At 39.3% G+C, this 17,430-nt stretch carries 17 protein-coding genes; 1 reads left to right on the top strand and 16 read right to left on the bottom strand.

Translation table 11 applies throughout. The annotated features are described in order from the left end of the window. Positions 1-4: 4 nt before the first annotated feature. Positions 5-997, bottom strand: coding sequence for a UDP-N-acetylglucosamine 4,6-dehydratase (inverting) (gene pseB, locus DWY37_RS06195; RefSeq protein ID WP_118544417.1), 993 nt, complete (start codon positions 995-997; stop codon positions 5-7). 236 nt (positions 998-1,233) lie between these two features. Here pseB and DWY37_RS06190 point away from each other — a divergent pair, with 236 nt between their 5' ends. Then, on the top strand, positions 1,234-2,403 hold the full coding sequence (locus tag DWY37_RS06190) for a CgeB family protein (protein ID WP_118542528.1): 1,170 nt from the start codon (positions 1,234-1,236) through the stop codon (positions 2,401-2,403). On the opposite strand, the gene DWY37_RS06185 is transcribed toward DWY37_RS06190, so the two are convergent. From DWY37_RS06185 to DWY37_RS06115, 15 genes are all read right to left on the bottom strand, one after another. Then, positions 2,387-4,219 carry a motility associated factor glycosyltransferase family protein gene (locus DWY37_RS06185; protein ID WP_118544418.1) on the bottom strand — a complete coding sequence of 611 codons (1,833 nt, stop codon included), beginning with the start codon at positions 4,217-4,219 and terminating at the stop codon, positions 2,387-2,389. The genes DWY37_RS06190 and DWY37_RS06185 overlap by 17 nt on opposite strands. Positions 4,220-4,222: 3 nt before the next feature. Further along, positions 4,223-4,516, bottom strand: a complete 294-nt coding sequence (locus DWY37_RS06180) for a hypothetical protein (protein ID WP_118541058.1) — start codon at positions 4,514-4,516, stop codon at positions 4,223-4,225. Between the two features lie 218 nt (positions 4,517-4,734). Further along, the gene (locus DWY37_RS06175; RefSeq protein WP_118541056.1) at positions 4,735-5,559 is read right to left on the bottom strand and encodes a flagellin N-terminal helical domain-containing protein; all 825 of its coding nucleotides are present in this window, start codon (positions 5,557-5,559) and stop codon (positions 4,735-4,737) included. A 188-nt stretch (positions 5,560-5,747) separates the two neighbouring features. Then, entirely contained in the window at positions 5,748-6,233 is a 486-nt protein-coding gene (gene flgN / locus DWY37_RS06170) for a flagellar export chaperone FlgN (protein ID WP_118541054.1), read from the bottom strand. Continuing rightward, positions 6,217-6,594 (bottom strand): flagellar export chaperone FliS, encoded by a 378-nt coding sequence (gene fliS / locus DWY37_RS06165; protein ID WP_118541052.1) that lies wholly within the window; start codon positions 6,592-6,594, stop codon positions 6,217-6,219. Before fliS ends, flgN begins: the two co-directional genes overlap by 17 nt. A 65-nt stretch (positions 6,595-6,659) precedes the next feature. Continuing rightward, entirely contained in the window at positions 6,660-8,972 is a 2,313-nt protein-coding gene (gene fliD / locus DWY37_RS06160; RefSeq protein WP_118541050.1) for a flagellar filament capping protein FliD, read from the bottom strand. Positions 8,973-8,984: 12 nt separating this feature from the next. After that, a complete protein-coding gene (locus tag DWY37_RS06155; RefSeq protein WP_117841489.1) occupies positions 8,985-9,407 on the bottom strand; it encodes a flagellar protein FlaG in 423 nt (140 codons plus the stop codon). Positions 9,408-9,494: 87 nt separating this feature from the next. After that, complete coding sequence (gene csrA / locus DWY37_RS06150; protein ID WP_117841490.1) at positions 9,495-9,710, bottom strand: carbon storage regulator CsrA; 216 nt, start codon at positions 9,708-9,710, stop codon at positions 9,495-9,497. Between the two features lies 1 nt (position 9,711). Beyond that, on the bottom strand, positions 9,712-10,173 hold the full coding sequence (gene fliW, locus DWY37_RS06145; protein WP_117841491.1) for a flagellar assembly protein FliW: 462 nt from the start codon (positions 10,171-10,173) through the stop codon (positions 9,712-9,714). 16 nt (positions 10,174-10,189) lie between these two features. Then, positions 10,190-11,701 (bottom strand): flagellin N-terminal helical domain-containing protein, encoded by a 1,512-nt coding sequence (locus DWY37_RS06140; RefSeq protein WP_118541048.1) that lies wholly within the window; start codon positions 11,699-11,701, stop codon positions 10,190-10,192. Between the two features lie 14 nt (positions 11,702-11,715). Beyond that, complete coding sequence (gene flgK, locus DWY37_RS06135; RefSeq protein WP_117946007.1) at positions 11,716-13,566, bottom strand: flagellar hook-associated protein FlgK; 1,851 nt, start codon at positions 13,564-13,566, stop codon at positions 11,716-11,718. Between the two features lie 18 nt (positions 13,567-13,584). Further along, on the bottom strand, positions 13,585-15,327 hold the full coding sequence (gene flgK, locus DWY37_RS06130; protein ID WP_117841494.1) for a flagellar hook-associated protein FlgK: 1,743 nt from the start codon (positions 15,325-15,327) through the stop codon (positions 13,585-13,587). A gap of 17 nt (positions 15,328-15,344) precedes the next feature. Then, complete coding sequence (locus DWY37_RS06125) at positions 15,345-15,857, bottom strand: flagellar protein FlgN (protein ID WP_243006614.1); 513 nt, start codon at positions 15,855-15,857, stop codon at positions 15,345-15,347. Positions 15,858-15,873: 16 nt separating this feature from the next. Beyond that, positions 15,874-16,155, bottom strand: a complete 282-nt coding sequence (flgM, locus tag DWY37_RS06120) for a flagellar biosynthesis anti-sigma factor FlgM (protein WP_117841495.1) — start codon at positions 16,153-16,155, stop codon at positions 15,874-15,876. Between the two features lie 204 nt (positions 16,156-16,359). Next, on the bottom strand, positions 16,360-17,424 hold the full coding sequence (locus DWY37_RS06115) for a polysaccharide pyruvyl transferase family protein (protein ID WP_117841952.1): 1,065 nt from the start codon (positions 17,422-17,424) through the stop codon (positions 16,360-16,362). Positions 17,425-17,430: the final 6 nt, after the last annotated feature.

Genomic DNA, 17,430 nt, shown 5'->3' with positions numbered 1-17,430 from the left:
TTAATTAATGTTCCTCCACATCTTTCAACAATTTCTTCAAATCATCAACAGAAAGCCACTGGGAATTTTTTCCAGAACTATATTCAAAACCCGGCTCAACTTTTTTACCACCAGCCTGAATCTTAGCCGAATTCCACCAGTCCATATGAGGATATACAATAAAATGCTTATCATATTCATAAGTTGATAAAGAATCCTCTTTTGTAACCATCACCTCATGTAATTTTTCTCCTTCACGAATACCCACTTCCGGCATCTTGCATCCAGGTAAAATTGCCTGAGCCAAATCAGTAATCTTAAATGAAGGAATTTTAGATATAAAAGTTTCTCCTCCCTTTGCTTCAGATAATGCCTTTATTACCAGCTGAACGCCTTCATCTAAACTAATCCAGAATCTTGTCATTGCATAATCTGTTATAGGAAGTTCTGTTCCTCCATTTGCCACAATATTTCTGAAAAATGGAATAACTGATCCACGGCTGCCGGCAACATTTCCATACCGTACGATTGAAAAACTGATATCTTTTGTTCCAGCATAAGCATTTGCTCCAATAAACAATTTATCTGAAACAAGTTTTGTTCCTCCATAAAGATTAATTGGATTTACTGCCTTATCTGTCGAAAGTGCCACTACCTTTTTCACTCCGCAATCTAATGCCGCATCAATAATATTCATTGCACCATCAATATTTGTTTTTACTGCTTCCATCGGATTATATTCGCAAGATGGAACCTGTTTTAATGCAGCCGCATGTACCACATAATCTACACCTTCAAAAGCACGATATAAACGGTTACGATCTCTTACATCTCCAATAAAGTATCTCAATTTTTCATCATGCTTTTTAAATTTATTCCTCATAATAAACTGTTTATACTCATCTCTTGAATATATAATAATCTTTTTAGGATTATAATTCTCCAATACATATTTTACAAACTGGTTTCCAAATGAACCTGTTCCACCTGTAACCAAAATAGTTTTTCCATCTAACATTTTTATTCCTCCATCTTCTGCTCTTTTATTCAACATATAGAATATATCGGTTATTTATCTTAAATTTATTAGTTATTTTATCTATTTAGCTTCTGTTTGCTTTATATATTTTTTTCTCCCTAAAAATATACCTCCATCCTATTTTATCATCATTTATTTTTCTACTTATCGACAATATTTTCAAACAATGATATACTTCAAAGCATAAATTATGTCATTTATTTACGAGGAACTCTATGAAAATATTATTTCTTGATTCACCGGCTTTTGCTAAAAAAGATATGTTAGAAGCATTTCATAACTGTGAAATTGAAACGGATTTATTTATGCACGAGGATTATAATGTCCGCAAAAGTGCTGCCTATGATGCGGCTTTTGATGCTGCTGTAGAAAATACTTCCTACGACTTTGTATTTTCCTTTAACTATTATCCGATTCTGGCCACCTGTGCCCATCGGCATAATCTCCGTTATGTTTCCTATGTTTATGACAGTCCGCTGGTGGCTTTGTATTCCTTTACGATTACTTATCCCACCAATTATATTTTTCTTTTCGATTATCCGATTTACGAAGAGTTAAAGCAGGGGGGCATTGACCGGGTATTCTACCTGCCGCTTGCTGCAAATGCAAAAAGACTTTCCACCATGCAGGCAGCAGATTCTATCCTTGATAAAATCTCTTCCGAGATTTCTTTTGTCGGTTCTCTTTATAACGAAGACCACCTGCTTTATGACCGCCTATATCAGAAGCTTCCTGCCTTTACGAAGGGATACCTCGATGCAATTATCGCAGCCCAGCAGCAGGTATATGGTGAATTTCTAATTCCCGGTTTATTAAATGATACCATCTTAAGTGATATGCAAAAATCCGTTCCATATGCGCCTAATGAAGACGGCATCGAAACACCGTGCTATATTTATGCCAACTATTTCCTTGCCAGGAAACTGGCAGAATTAGACCGCACTGCAATCCTAAAAAAGCTTTCCGCAGCGCATCAGGTGAAGCTTTATACCAACAATCCTACTCCGCAGCTTCCCAAAGTTGAAAATATGGGAGCCATTGACTATTACGAGATTATGCCTCTGGTTTTCCAACATTCAAAAATTAATCTTAACATTACATTGCGCAGTATCCAAAAGGGCATTCCTCTGCGGGCATTCGATATTATGGGAAGCGGTGGTTTCCTGCTGACCAATTATCAGGAAGATTTTCTGAATTACTTTGTTCCGGGAGAAGATTTCATTTATTATTCTTCCTATGAGGAAGCAGAAACTTATGCCGACTATTATCTTTCCCACGAAAAAGAACGTCAGCAGATTGCTGCCAACGCCCTTGGTAAAATTTTAGATGACCACACCTTTGAGCATCGGATTCAAACCATGTTATCTGTTATAGACGGTCAATAAATTTTTCATGTAAATCTGCTATGAGGCTGTCTACCGCAGCTTCATAGCCTTTATACCATGTTTTTGCGCGATTGCATAAGTCTGGTATTGTTAAATCCGCAGATAAGATATCATCCCCAATGGAGAATTCTATTTCACTGTTATAATATAACAGCAAATCCTGCACTGGCTCCTTTTGGATTTTTTCATTGAGATTTCCAAATTCTGTCAGTAGCTTCTTCTGCTCCTCTACATTGCCATATTTGGATGCATGTTTTAACTGCTCTGCCACTTCCGTTGCCTTCTTGATATTCTCCTTTACTTCTTCCAGGCGCCTTGGCTCTTCCTTTATTTCATTGATAATATCCTGCCGTTCTTCCTCTGAAAATGCTAACGGTACTTCCTGCAATAATTTTTCGAAATCAATTTCTTTCGTGCAGGAATCAATGACTTCTTTTAATGTCCTCACTTTTGCGCCTTCTATTTTCGCGCCACCCTCTGTTGCATTGATTACCGTAATATCCTCCGGCAATTTTAAGATTTCATTTTCAATCCATTTCCGGTACATATCCATCTGATAATCTGTATCCAGCATGGTTCCATCATTGCCCTTTACCTGCACGATGACACGTTTCTTCTGATATTCTTCATTTTCTTTCTGTTCCATTTTCAGACCACTATTATAAGTTTGGCCACCAGTAAAAGCAAGGTCCTGACCGATAAATACAATTTTCTTAAAGCCCAGTGCCTTTACCAACGAAAAGGCACTTGTCGAAATAGAACCACCTGTTGCAATTTCCTCTAAGCAGTATTGTTTCTTTTCCATTACTATTTTAGCAATTATATTGCAAGGAAAATCATCATAAAAATGTTTGCCAGAATGTTTTCTGACAATATCCTCTTTGGATATTGCCTCAAAGACAAACGGAAATTCACTAATATTTATCCCCTCAAAAAAGCGTTCTGGCACTCTGGCATCAATTGTCATTCCAAGATCTGGTTTTATTCCTTCTTTTAGCACTGCACGAAGTGCTGCATCTACCACAAGAATCAATGCTTTCCCTTTTGCCTTTTTTAATTCCTTCACATTTTTATTCAAAGACGGACCTGCTGCCACAATGATTGCCGGGACATCTGTTATATTCTCGTCTGCCAGACGTTTTTTTAACCAATATGTATCCGTCTGCCATAAATAATCATACATATTGCTCAACGCATGAGTTGCAAATTCTTTTCTGAAGTTATATATTGTATTTCGATATATTTTGGTTTTATTCATAAAATATACCATGGTTTCTAGCATATGCTTACATTCATTTGGATATACGACGTCATAATTTGGCAGTATACCAAGTCGAAGCATCCTGATATTATTAAAATTAATGCCTGATTCTACATAATCCTGTAAAAGATGCTCTGACTCCACTATCAAAAATACATTATCTTTTCTAAGCAGCTCTGTATAATCAAATAATTCCATTGTTTTTTTAAATATGTTTAATGATGGTTCATATACCACCAATGTCATTGTATTATCTATAGAATCTGCCAAAATCTTAATACTTCTTCCATCTCCAAATCCTGCAATAAAAAAAACACTATATGCATTCTTTTTTTCAAACTGACTGACATACTGTATAGATGCTTTCTCTGGATTATATCTACTATTTAAACTGTATTTCATTCCATCTTTTATTACAATCGGGTACATTCTCCCATTCTCTGCTGTTTCATAACAAATTTCTACAGGATTACTTGATACAGCTGTTTCCATATATTCATATAGCCGTTTATGATATTCTTTAATTGCCTGCATATTCTTTTCATATATCATCATGTATTATATCTCCCATCCCATATATCTGCTATATTCATAATTTAGACAATCTGCCAGTTCTATAATCTGACGATTCTGATATGCATAAATCAGATGTTCCAATATGCTAACCGCCTGTTCCTGTATTGTAACATCTGTTTCTCCCTTTTCTATACAATGTGCAATTTGTTCTAACAGGCTGTCTTTTATCTCCTGAATATGCGTTCCAATCCATGAATAAGCTTCCTCCTGTTGATTCTGGTACAGCTTCCGGATTACTACTTTCATTTCCTCTTTTAATTGACTATACTTTTCCACTTGAGAGTACCTCTTCTTATCTCTTTTCTTCTATTTTACATGATACTATTCTTTTCGTCACCAAGAAAATAATTATCACTACCCGTGCAACAAAGAATGTGCCTTGGCGCATCCTCGCGGAGCGTTTTTTTACTTTACAGGAAAGCAATTTTCTGTAAAGTAAAAAATAAAGCCAACCCTTTCGGGTCAGCCTTATTTTTATGGTTGAGTACTTAGGATTACTGAAGTAAGGATAATACACCCTGAGTAGACTGATTAGCCTGTGCTAACATAGACTGACCTGCCTGAGCAAGGATGTTATTCTTGCTATATGTAACCATTTCAGAAGCCATATCTGTATCACGGATACGGGATTCTGCTGACTGGGTATTCTCAGATGTGGTATCCAGGTTGGCAATTGTATGCTCCAGACGGTTCTGGATAGCACCAAGTGCAGAACGCTGCTTAGAAACCTTTTCAATTGCACTTTGAACAGCTTTCATATAAGAACCTGCTTTTGTAAAGGTACTTACACTTAAAGCTTTTGGAAGTCCAATAGTTGTTGCGTTCATCTTTCCAATAGTGAACTCAATTGACTGTCCAGATAATGCACCTACCTGAAGTTTCATTTTTGCCTTTGCTGAGAAATGTCCATCTAACAGGTTCATTGTGTTGAACTGTGTTGTAGACTGAATACGATCGATTTCAGATGTTAACTGATCCAGCTCAGCTCGGATAGCACTTCTATCTACAGAAGTGTTAGTGTCGTTAGCAGCCTGTGTAGAAAGTTCGTTCATACGCTGTAAGATAGAATGTGTTTCATTTAATGCGCCCTCAGCGGTCTGTACTAAAGATACACCATCCTGTGCGTTTGAAGAAGCTTTGTTAAGACCACGGATCTGGCTTCTCATTTTCTCAGAAATGGAAAGTCCTGCTGCATCATCTGCTGCACGGTTGATTTTGTAACCGGAAGATAATTTCTCAGTTGATTTTGCCTGTGCACTTGTTGTGATACCTAACTGTCTGTTTGTGTTTGCTGCCTGTAAATTGTGCTGTACTACCATAATTAATTCCTCCTTGAATTTAACGTCGCTTCCTTGCGACTACTTGTTTGTTGTTGCAGATATCTTATCGACCGTACGCTCCTCAAATCCATCTGCTAAGTAACAATATCTTGTTTACTTGTTATATATATCGGACGGTTGTCTCGATACTTTATAGTAAATGGAAAATTTTTTTAAATTTTTCCAGTCTACTTCTTATTATCCAGAAACGTAGAATCCGGTGTTCCCATTTTCATCATATTTCTGTAATAGGAATTCACCGCCTGTCTGGATTTCTTTACTTCCTTAATCTGTTTCTTCACGGAAGTAAATTTCTGCTGCATCAATACCTGATTGCGTTTTTCCTGGCTCTGGATTGCAGTGCTCTTGGCCATGATCGCGGTAATATCCCGCTTCATCTGAGCAATGTCTTCCGAATATGCCCCGCGGTTCTCTGTCAAATCAGCTCGGACCCGGTCATAAATCTGACTGAATCCGTCATCTAACTTTGATAACTGCTCTACCAGATCTGCCTTACGGTTCAGATTTTCTTCCAGCTCATCCGGATCTAAATCCGGATTTTCCAGCATATCTTTCTGTAATACATTTAATGCCATAATTGTATCCAGCAGTTCTATTTTTTTCGTAAGGCTCTGTTTTAAGATTTCAATATAGCTGTTATTTGCTGTGTGCAAGCTTCATTACCTCTTTCCAAGTATCGCGCATGGTGCGAAGGTGTACCAGTACTTCCTCTAAGATTTCTTTATTTTTTTTCATGTTTGCCTCAACCAGACGTTCCTGTAAGTACTTATACACATTGTCAAAGTCCTTTGCAACTGGATACTTATGATTTAAGGTTGCCTGAAACTCTTCTATGATATTTTCTACTTTTACAATATTTGTATGGGCCTTCTGGATATTATTCTCCTCAATTCCCATAATTGCAATATTACAGAATTTGATGGCACCTTCATAAAGCATCAGTGTCAATTCTGCCGGAGAAGCAGTCATAATCTTACTGTTCTGATATGCTGCATATCCATTGTTCATTGTCATCGTGTTACCTCCATGTATTTTCACATTATCACCGGTCTATGCCTGTGACTGACATTTATCGGCTCTTATGAACCTAAAAGACCTGACAGCGAGGATGTAGACTGCTGTAATTTTGCCAGTGCAGTTTCCATCGCTGCAAATTTCTTATAATAAGAATCTTCCATCGAAGTAATCTTATCTTCCCACTTCTTAATGGTGGTAGTGTAATTGCTATACTCTTTTGCCATCTGCTTATCATTATAAACAGTCATTGCACTGCTCAGAGAATTAGAGCGCATCTTGGTATCAATCTCATTGTATACACCGGTAACAAGCTGCTGCATGAATGCCGTAACTGCATCCGGGTCTTCCTGTAACATCTGTTTTAACTTATTGGTCTTAGAAGAAACCGCTGAATCATCTGCATCACCATCAATATGATAAGCATTTTCCTCATTTTCATCTGCATTGAGATATCCCAGGGTTGAAATACCAAAGCTGGAAAGGCTGTAACTCTTGCCATTCACAGTATATCCCTTATACATGGCATTGGTCATGGAATTTAAAAGATTGCCCAGACTGTCATCCCGGCGAAGCAATGCGCTCTTTACCTTCTTCTCCCATTCCTCTATTTCTGAATCTGTCATGGCATCTTTTTCTTCCGTTGTCAACGGCTCATATCCTTTGGCAGAATCTGCGTTGTAAAGAGAAGTCATCTCATTAATCAGGGAATTATATTCTTTTAAGAAATCTTTTATTTTCTTGTATACACCGTCTACGTCATTCTTTACCGTCACATTAATCTCACTGCCCTCTGTTGAAGCCAGCGCCTCAATCTTCAGTCCGTTAATGCTGAAGGAGTTAGAGGATGACGTATATTTTGCATTATTTACATAAATCTCTGCATCCTGACCATCTACGCGGGTTGCATCCGTATTGTACTGTGTCTTGTCAGCTGCATTGGCAAGCTGTTTTACCGCATAGGAAATACGTGCCTCCAATGCCGCCTGATCTTCCCCGTTATCTAACAGGGCATATTTTTCAAGAACAGCCTTATTGTCACTGATAATCTGATTCTGGGCAGTAATACTGTCCTGCTCTTTTGTAATCTTATCATTGTATGCATTGGTAAGTTCTTCTATGGATGCATATTCTGAATCTGCTGCCCCCTTATAAGCATGCTGAACACTGGTAATGAAATCATTCATATCCGCTTTTTCATCAGCTGTCAGGGTGTCGTCAGCTGCCTGGGCATCATACTTGTCTACTGCAGCCTTTGCTGCCGCAAATTCTGCAATGGTAACCTGTTTTACATCTTCTCCGGCATTTTCATCCTTCTTCTCAACAAGGCCTGCTTTGGCTGCAAGGGCATTCAGGCGGTCTGTACCGGTTGCTTTTTTATCATCTGCGACTGTATCGTCTGCTACAATCAGCTTTCCTTCTGAATCTCTTTTAAAGTTTCCATCATCATCCAATTCATATGTTTTGGATAAATCAGCTTTGGACATGGATGCCAGTTCATCCAAATCACGGATTTCTCCTGCATTATCAAGTCCCTTATATGCATTCATCATGGTCTCATAGGAAGATGCATAATTTACCTTTGTTGTATAACCGGAAATCTTAGAGCGCGACTGTGTAATGCTGTTATTGGCTGCTGAGATTGCATCCTTGGAATTCTGCAGATCCGCAAGAATCTGCGCTATATCCTGTCCATCATACGCTGCCCATGACTTATAATTCTCTGTATTGCTCTTGGAAGCTACCCTCAAGCCCAGTGCCTTTAATGCTGTACTTCCATTGGCATCTACTCCTGACAGACTGAAATCATTGGCTGCTCCCGTTCCGGATGCTGCTACATAAATTCTCTGGTTCGTAGCATCATAAGATGCTTTTACGCCTGCGTCATTTAATTTAGATACAAAATTACTTACGGTTGTATCTGCTGTCACTTCGATTGTGCTGGTCTTTCCGGCAGATGTCACTTCAATCTTTCCACCGGTAAAGCTGTCATCACCCAATAACTCGCTGAGCTTGGTTGCTCCGGTTGTAGAGGCTGCTAACTGGCCGCCGGTAAGATAACCGGACTTTGCCACCTGATTAATCTTTAAGCTGTAGCTTCCGTTTACAGCAGTACCCTCTGCACTGACACTTGCCTTGGTAGTATCCGACACCGACGCCATCTTGGTCTTATACGCAGAACTGTACTTTAAGCTTGTCATGTTACTGTAAAGACTCTTTACCTTTTTATTTAATGTCTTCCATGCATCCTGCTTCCAGGAAAGCTTGGTCTGTGCTTTTACATATGTATTTTTCTTTACATTATATGCAGATACGAGCTGTGTAACAATCGACTCGGTATCCATTCCTGACGCTAATCCTGATACTCGAATTGCCATCTTAAGTACCTCCTATCTCTTCTCGTCTACCATCAGCCCTGCCATCTCCCAGAGCTTCTGTATCATGTCAAGTGTCTTCTCCGGCGGATATTCTTTAATCACTTTCTTGCTTTCTTTGTCCACAATCTTAATAGTGACACGATTGGTTCCTTCGTGGATACCAAAGATTGCTTCTGTATGAGCCTGGCTGCGATTGATGCTCTCCACCGCCTTCTTAACCTGTTCCGAGGAAGAGGCAGTTGCTTTTTCTTCTTCTGTTGGATTCTGACCCTGTGCTGCTGCATTTTCTAATACGCTGGCATTTTCCTGCTGTATTTCATCTGCACTTGTCTGTAATCCTTCTGTTGTTACTGCGGAACTTTCTCTTATTGTTCCCTGAACCGGAGAACTTCCCTGATACACCGATCCACTGTTTCTGATTGATTCAATTGACATTGCTTACACCTCCATGTGCTTCTTGTCATTTCCGTTTACCATTGTTCTAACTCTTATATCGGTAGAACCCGTAAATTTATTTAGCGGTTACAGTAAATTTTTCAAAGCTTCTAACCCATCAGCTTTAAGAGAAGCTTCATTTTCCTTCTGAATCTGTAAATATACTTCTTTCCGGTACACCGGCACATTCTTCGGTGCGCAGATGCCGATTTTAATCTGGTCTCCTCTGATTTCCAGTACTGTTATCTCAATATTGTTATTGACAACAAGGGATTCTCCCTTTTTTCTTGTTAATGCCAGCATCTTATTCACCTGCCTTCTTCTTTGCTTCTTCTAAAATTTCATAAATTCTGTATCTTACCGGCAGGTCATCCTCTACGATTATCTGACTCGCTTTTCTTGTGTCTGTATTAATTACAATCGGTGCTTTTAAGTTCACTGCAAGTTCTTTGATATTCTGTGGCACGGTAACTGTTACCAGTACATAAAGGTTATCCTCTTTTATGGTTCCAAGGTTCTTTAACAATTCATCTTCCACACTTGGATTATATGTTTCACAAACGAACAGCGGATCCATTACCGGAAATGCTATCTCTGGCTCGTCCATGGACTGTAACCAGGAAATGGATGGTCTGCCCTCTTTTTCTTCATCGAAGATTAAGGTAAACTTCTTCATATCCGGAAATCCAATGATTCCGTCCTCAAATGTTATGATTTTGCTTTCGTCAATTTCTATTTCCCCAAACAATCTTGTTGCTGCTTTCATGCCAGTTTCTCCTTTCTTACAGATAATCCAGTAAAGTCTGTCTTTCTAATTTAGCGGCCGCCTGTAAAGATGCCTGATATGCAGTATAGGAAGAAGTATAGTCAATGATAATATCTGACAAATCCTTATCCTCATTGTCTGATTTTAGTGCCTCTACCGTCTGCTGCTGATTAGACATGCGGTTCTTTGTAATATCAAGCTGCTGTCCCTTGCTTCCCACATCCGTGATTGCAAGGTTTACATCTGACATATAGCCTTCGAATTTTGTCAGTCCCCTGTTAAACACTGTCTGCAGCTGATGATCTGCATAATCTGCCTGTTTCTGGGCAGCAGCCAGACAGCTTTCCAAATATTCCTGGTCGTCCTTTGAGGAATACTGGCTTAAGCCTTTCATTTCCTTAATGTTGTCCACTACACTATGTGCGTCAATTGCTGACTGCACAATGGAAGTAAGATTATCTAAATCTCTTGCGATATCAGAATTGAACACTGTGCTTGCCTGTGTATTTACCACCAGCGTCTGATTCGATGCAATGGTATATTCAATATCCTGCCGGACTCTCTTTCCATTTTCAAAATTAGTATATTGGATTGGATTAGCTGCATCTGTATTATTGGTACAGTCAAAATAATTCTCCGGTCGTAATTCTCCTTTGGAAAATCCGGTCTTATCATAATTTACAGAAACCGTTGCTCCGAATGATTTCAGATTTGATGCCAGCGTTTTTCCCATCAGGAATTCACCGGTGTCTTTATTAAATACGATGTCATTATCTGCTATTGCATAAGAAGACGCTTCTAAATCACTGGTGGTAACAGTGGTAACATTCAGCTCTTTCGTGGTCATCTGTCCGGTTGCTGTGTCTGTATAACTGTAACTGATTTTTCCACCAGTAATATCGGTAATATTGTCATAGGAAAGGCGCAATCTGTGCAGTGTAGTATTCTCCGGTGTACCCGGTGCTGTCTTTGCAGCTACGTCTGCAGCTGTCGGCGTCTTAACATTTCCATAGGAATAATTATATTCTTCTATTTTATCTGCGGATAAATACTCGCTGATATTATATGTCTCTTTGCTGTCTGCCTGAAATGTCAAGGTTGAATTCGTCTTATAACCGGTAAATACTGTTCTTCCTGCATAATCTGCATCACCTTCAGAATAAATCTGGTCACTTAAGGACTGTAACTGCTTTAAAATAGTCTTACGGTCTTCTTCCGTCGGTGTTCCATTGGCTCCTGCATCACACTGGGTGTGAATGGTAGTCAGCAGCTTTTTCATGTTAGTAAGAGAGGTTTCGGTAACATCTAACCACGCCTCTGCATCCGGAATATTTTTTTTATAATACTGATTAATCTGGCTTAAACTGCTGCGCAGCCGAAGTGCACGGATAGCAATAACCGGGTCATCAGATGGCCTGCTGATTTTCTTCTGTGATGTCATCTGATTATTCAATGTATTCACATTGGTCTTATTTCCATTGATATTTATTTTGGTATTGCTCATGATCATGTTATTGGTTACTCTCATTCTAACAAACCTCCTTATACTCCGGTCTCTAAGATTAATCTGTCATACATCTCTGCCATAACAGAAACCATCTTGGATGCCAGATTGTATGCATTCTGGAATTTTACTAAGTCCAGTGCTTCTTCATCTTCATCTACACCGGATACAGACTGTCTCTGCATATCGATAGTCGACTCTATATTGGAATAATTCTTGCTGAAAAGCTCCGCTTCTTCTGTATCTACAGAAATATCCGAAAGCAGACACTGTAAGAAAGCATCTGCCCCCGTTCCACGGTAAAGCTTGGTGTCACTCTCTAATTTCTTCAAGCTATCCAGCAATGTATATTTATCCACACCATCGGTGTACTCTGACCTGGTTACTGCTGCAAATCTTCCCGGGTCTGTTATGGACTCTGAATTTACAGCAAAGTTTAATGCTGTCAGCTGATAATAGGTATTGGAACCGGAGGATATCTGTGTATCTGTAAAATCATATTCTCCGCCTAAAGCTCTCTTTCCTACAAAGAAGCTTCCCATTTCTTTTCCATTTAAATCTACTGCAGGATCATTTGCATCTCCCCGCTCAATATCATTAAATGCTTTGGTAAAGCTCCTTAAGAACTGGTTCATCTGGGACATATAGTACGGGATTCCCATGGCATCCACACTCTTTCCAATGCTGACACTTTCTCCTAAGAACTTGCTTCTCTGGGATGCATTTAACTCCTGCTTTAATGTAAAAGTATAACTTCCATCTGCATTCATGGTAAAATCGGAATAAAGATAATCATTGTTTAATACTGTTATGATTCCCTGTTCTGCAATGGATAATTTCTCTACATCCGTCATAGATGGATTCTTTACGGTAATCTGTGTTACAGTTCTTCCATCTACCACAGTATTCTGGATACTTCCGGCTTCTGTTCCTATTTTACCGGTAAAGTTTTCTGCATTATTTCCATCCCGCATTTCAAACAAAGCTCTTAAGCTTCCACCCATGGATGCACTGGCTGCATTGAATTTTACTCCGGTATCTGACCAGGTCAGGTCGTACAATCCATCAATATCAGTCTGGTTAATCTTCTGCTCTCTCGCTTCATAAGAGAGGGTACGGTAATCGTATCCGTCCACCATGGTCTGTCCATTAATTTTCACGGTGTATTTATTAATTCCAAGATCCATATCCGGATAGTTACTGTTGGTAATCGGCACTTCTGATATTTCAACCGGAACAATTGCGGAAAGTTCATCCACCAAAAGTGCTCTCTTATCTCTCAGCTCATTGGCATGTCCACCATTAATTTCCACCTGATTAATCTGCTTATTAATCAATGCAATTTTCTCCGCAATGGAGTTTACATTATCTACAGTAGACTTAATCTCATTGTTTAAGGTTCCCTGTAATTCCTGAAGGTTCGTAGCAACTCCGTTAAAATAGGTAGCAAGACTCTGGGCACTTCCGATAAACTGCTTTCTTACATTTTCATCAAAGTTCGTATGCTGTGTGGTATCCAGATTGTTAAACATGGTTTTTAACAATGTGGAAAAACCCTTTTCCGTATCATCATCTGTAAAATATGTCTGAATCTGTTCCATATAGTAAAGACGTTTCTGATACAATCCAAGGTTTCCATTATTATTCCAGTATTTCGTGTCATAATAGCTGTCCCGGAGCTGTGTGACAGAAACCGCATTTACTCCGGTTCCGGTGGTTCCGTATTTTGCATTGACACGCATTCCTTCACCGGCTTCTTTATTCGTTACCTGTTTACTGTAACCCTTGGTCTGTACATTAGATACGTTATTGGCAGCAGTATTTACAGATGCCTGAAATGCATTTAATGCAGATGCTGCTATATTTAATCCAAAAAATTGTGACGGCATATTCCCACCTCTTCTATATTACAATCCGTTAATTAATGTCTCTATCATGTCACTTACCACATTCATAAAACGGCTGGCTGCATTGTAAGCATTCTGGAACTGAATCATACTGGTCAGTTCCTCGTCAGAAGAAACTCCGATTACCTGCTGACGCTTATTATCAACGGTATTTACCGTGTTATTCAGTGTCTCTGACATGGTATTGTAAACAGAACCTGCTGTTCCTGTTTCACCAATCATCTGTGCATAATATTCCATAAAGGTACATTTACTGGTAGCATTTGGATTCAAAGAAATCTCACTCTTCTTCCACATCTCTGTAAATGCGGTACCAAGCTGCTGCGCTACCTGTTTATTATTACTATCCTGTGTCAGATGCGGGATGTAAGATGGCTGGCTGATAATTTCATCATTTACCTTAAGGCTGGACAAGGTATACATTTTAGAAATATCTGTTGCACTTTCCTCATTGTATACATAGTATGTCCTGGTATTTCCAGCCGCATCCGTTACATTCACCTCTGTATAGCGATCCGTTCCTACCCTGGAAAATAGCTCCTGTGGCGGAAGCTTTCCATCACTTCCTACTGCGCAGTTATCTGTATCTAAAACTTTCATCCCCTGTGTAATGGTAAACGCATTTCCATCTGCTGTTGTTCCGGTTAAATCTGTGCCGGCATATTCTACATTCGGACAGAAGATATCATTGATTGCTGTAACCAGTTTATGTACCAGCTGGTCTAATTCTGCTTCTGTAGAAAGCATTACAGACATTCCTGCACCATCATTATATTCCTGACGGGATTTTCCTTCTATATCACGGTAATCTGCCACATAATTTCCACGCTGCATTACCAGTGCCTTCAATTCTCCGATGTCAGTGTTATAAGCAGACGAAATATCTACATTAAAGTTAAATACATCGGCTGTCTGTCCACGATTCGTATCTGACATCTGCGGCCAGTATGGTGTAATATAACCGGTCTCATCATCTACGCTTTTTCCCATCTCATATACCTGGGCACGATTTACGAAATCAACACCTTCTATTGAAACAAATACAGTTCCATCGTATTTTTCATCATAGTCGATATGAACCAGACCTGCCAGTTCGTCCAGTGCGTTATCCCGCTGGTCCCTTAATTCCATTGCAGTCTCGACTCCACCAGCCTCGATTTTTACAATGTTTTCGTTTAAATCATAGATTTTCTTTCCCAGTTCATTAATCCGGTCAATATCTTTGGAAATTTTTGTATTTAAATTATTCTGATAGTTCTGTAAACTTGTGTAAACGGCTTTCGCCCGGCTGATAAACAGACTCGATTTCTGCATTACAAGGTTCTGGTTTACCGAATCAGAAGGATCTTTGGAGAACTCTTCAAATGCAGTATATAAAGACGAGATACTATCCTGGAATGCTTCTCCCTCCAGCTCCTGAAAATAAGTATAAATTTCATTTGTCGCAGAGTAGCATGCGGAATAAAAAGACTGTCTTCCAGTCTCTGTACGATATGATTTATCTAAAAATATATCTCTTGAATGAATGACATCTGCAATACTTACACCAAGTCCGGACTGCTGATTACTGATTGCTGCATTTTTATCAAATGTATTGTAATGGCGGTCCGCCTGAATGACCTGCTGGCGCACATATCCGGTTGTGTCAACATTCGCAAGGTTATTTGCTGTCGTATTCAAGGCATTCTGGCTTGTTCGAAGTCCAGAAGAACCAATATATAAACTTCCCATTCCATTTGCCATGGTACTTTTCCTCCTGCCTACTGTTTCGTGTCAAAAGCACTGCTTCCTAACAAATCTCCGGTATTGTATGCAGATTTGTTATAATTTGCCGTTTCCGGTGCCTGCCGCAGGCTCTTAAACAAGGTCAGGTCAAACTCCACCATCTCTAAGGACTGTTTAATCAGTGCCTGATTCTGTGTGTTTAGCTGTGCCATTTCCTTTAACGTCCTGTGAAGTTTATCCCGAAGTGAAATAAGGCGGCTTTGTTCTTTTGGCTGTGATTCCAGTATCTGTATCATGGTCTCAATGGTAAAATCATCCTTTGGTTTACCCAGTACATCTGCCATATCCTGTAAGATGGTTCTGCGGCGCACTTCATATCCATGAAGCACATCTGTCATTTCCTGCTCCATTGCAGTAATTTCTTCCAATCTCTTTACATTTCCGGCAACCAGTACATCTGTCTTCTCTTTTGAAAGAACAATCAACTCCTGATATTGTTTATCTTCCTGCAGAAGTACATCTGCCAAATCCTCCATCAAACTAGCCACGGCTTATCCTCACTTCTTACTTCTTCATTTCGTTATATTTTGCCAGTAACATACTTGCAAAATCTCCGGAATCCACATCATATTTTCCTGACTGGACACTTGTTTTCAGTTCTGCTACTTTATCTTCCCTGATATCCGAAGCTTCTGCGACTGCCTGTTTTGCGATCTGGTAATCTCTTCCCAACTGGGAAATCTGCACTTCATCTCTGCCTGTGCTTACACCATATGGCTGCTGTACTTTACCAGTCTTACTTGTTTTATATATGGATGCGATCTGGTTATAAGCTTCTATACGCATAACGGCATCTCCTTTCTTCCTTGAAATGATTCGCATTTCTGCTGTCTAATCTATTTATCGGACGTTTCTTTGGAAAACTTAGTGCAATTTTAAGAAAATATTTTTTCCTCCTGTTACCGGTCTGTAGTGCCTGCCTGCAACAGCTTCTTGCGTAAAATAGCCCCGGCATCACTGACACCGGGGTTATCTCTTTTATTTTCATTCTTATATAATATCTTTAATGGATAAAATGTGACGTTTCATATTTTCAAAATACTGATTCATCATGCGATATGCATTTTCCATGCTGCAATAATGATTCTCTGCAAGATTAAGAAGTGCATCCTCCACCTGGTAAATCATCTTATCATTGATATGGTACTGTAATGCTCCTTTTTCTACCTGAAGATACTTTGTCTTAATCTCAGGCAGTCCCAATGTTTCATTGAGGCTGCTTCCTCTTGCATCTTCTTCCAGTAATATGGAGAGGTTTCTTCTGGAAAGGTTATAGATATGAGCATGTACACGAAATCCGATATGCAAATCGCAGTCATCATATACTTTAAATCCTTCATCACTGCCTGATATATCCATAAAATGCACATTCAGTTCCTTCATAATTGGTTCTATTCCAAGCCTTGCATCCGGGAAGCCTCTATGGCAGACAAAATATATTTCACAGTTTCCAAAGAATCTTCTTACAAACTGGGTCAATTCTACTGCCAGACCCCAATTCGCCATGTTTCCGCAATCCGAAATACAGATTTTTCTACTGGATGTCAGCCCTTTTCCGGTATATCTTGTAATTCCAATATGTTCCAAATCATACCATGCCGGACAACCTGTCATCGCTATATTATCGTAACCATTGTTGCGCAATACATTCACGGTTGCAATATCCCTGCATCCCATCTTCAGGCCTTTTTCCATTGCTTTCTGAAACAGTGCCCTCATAGGTTCTTCAAATTGATAACTATACTGGCTGACCACATCTGAATTGTGTTCCCACCATCCCATGCCAAGGAGCATAACTGGGATTTTAATTTTATTTAAATCATCTGTAACTGGTGCCATCCTTGGATAAAATCCATTACAATATCCAGGTCCACCGGCAAACACTAAAATATCGCAGGCATTTATTTCTGGAAGTTTTTCTTCCAGACTCTGATTTCGATAATATTCCACGATTTCACTGTCTGGATAAAAATATTTCAGTAATGAAATTGCCCGGTTCTTTATCAAAAAATCGCCGGCATTAATAATTGCTCCGTGTAATACAGCTATTTTCATCTCCGT

The sequence above is a fragment of the Roseburia sp. AF25-13LB genome, assembly GCF_003478915.1.
Classification (GTDB): Bacteria; Bacillota; Clostridia; order Lachnospirales; family Lachnospiraceae; genus Roseburia_C; species Roseburia_C amylophila.
Note: the sequence above shows the minus strand (reverse complement) of the source record. Positions and strands in the feature narration are given on the sequence as shown.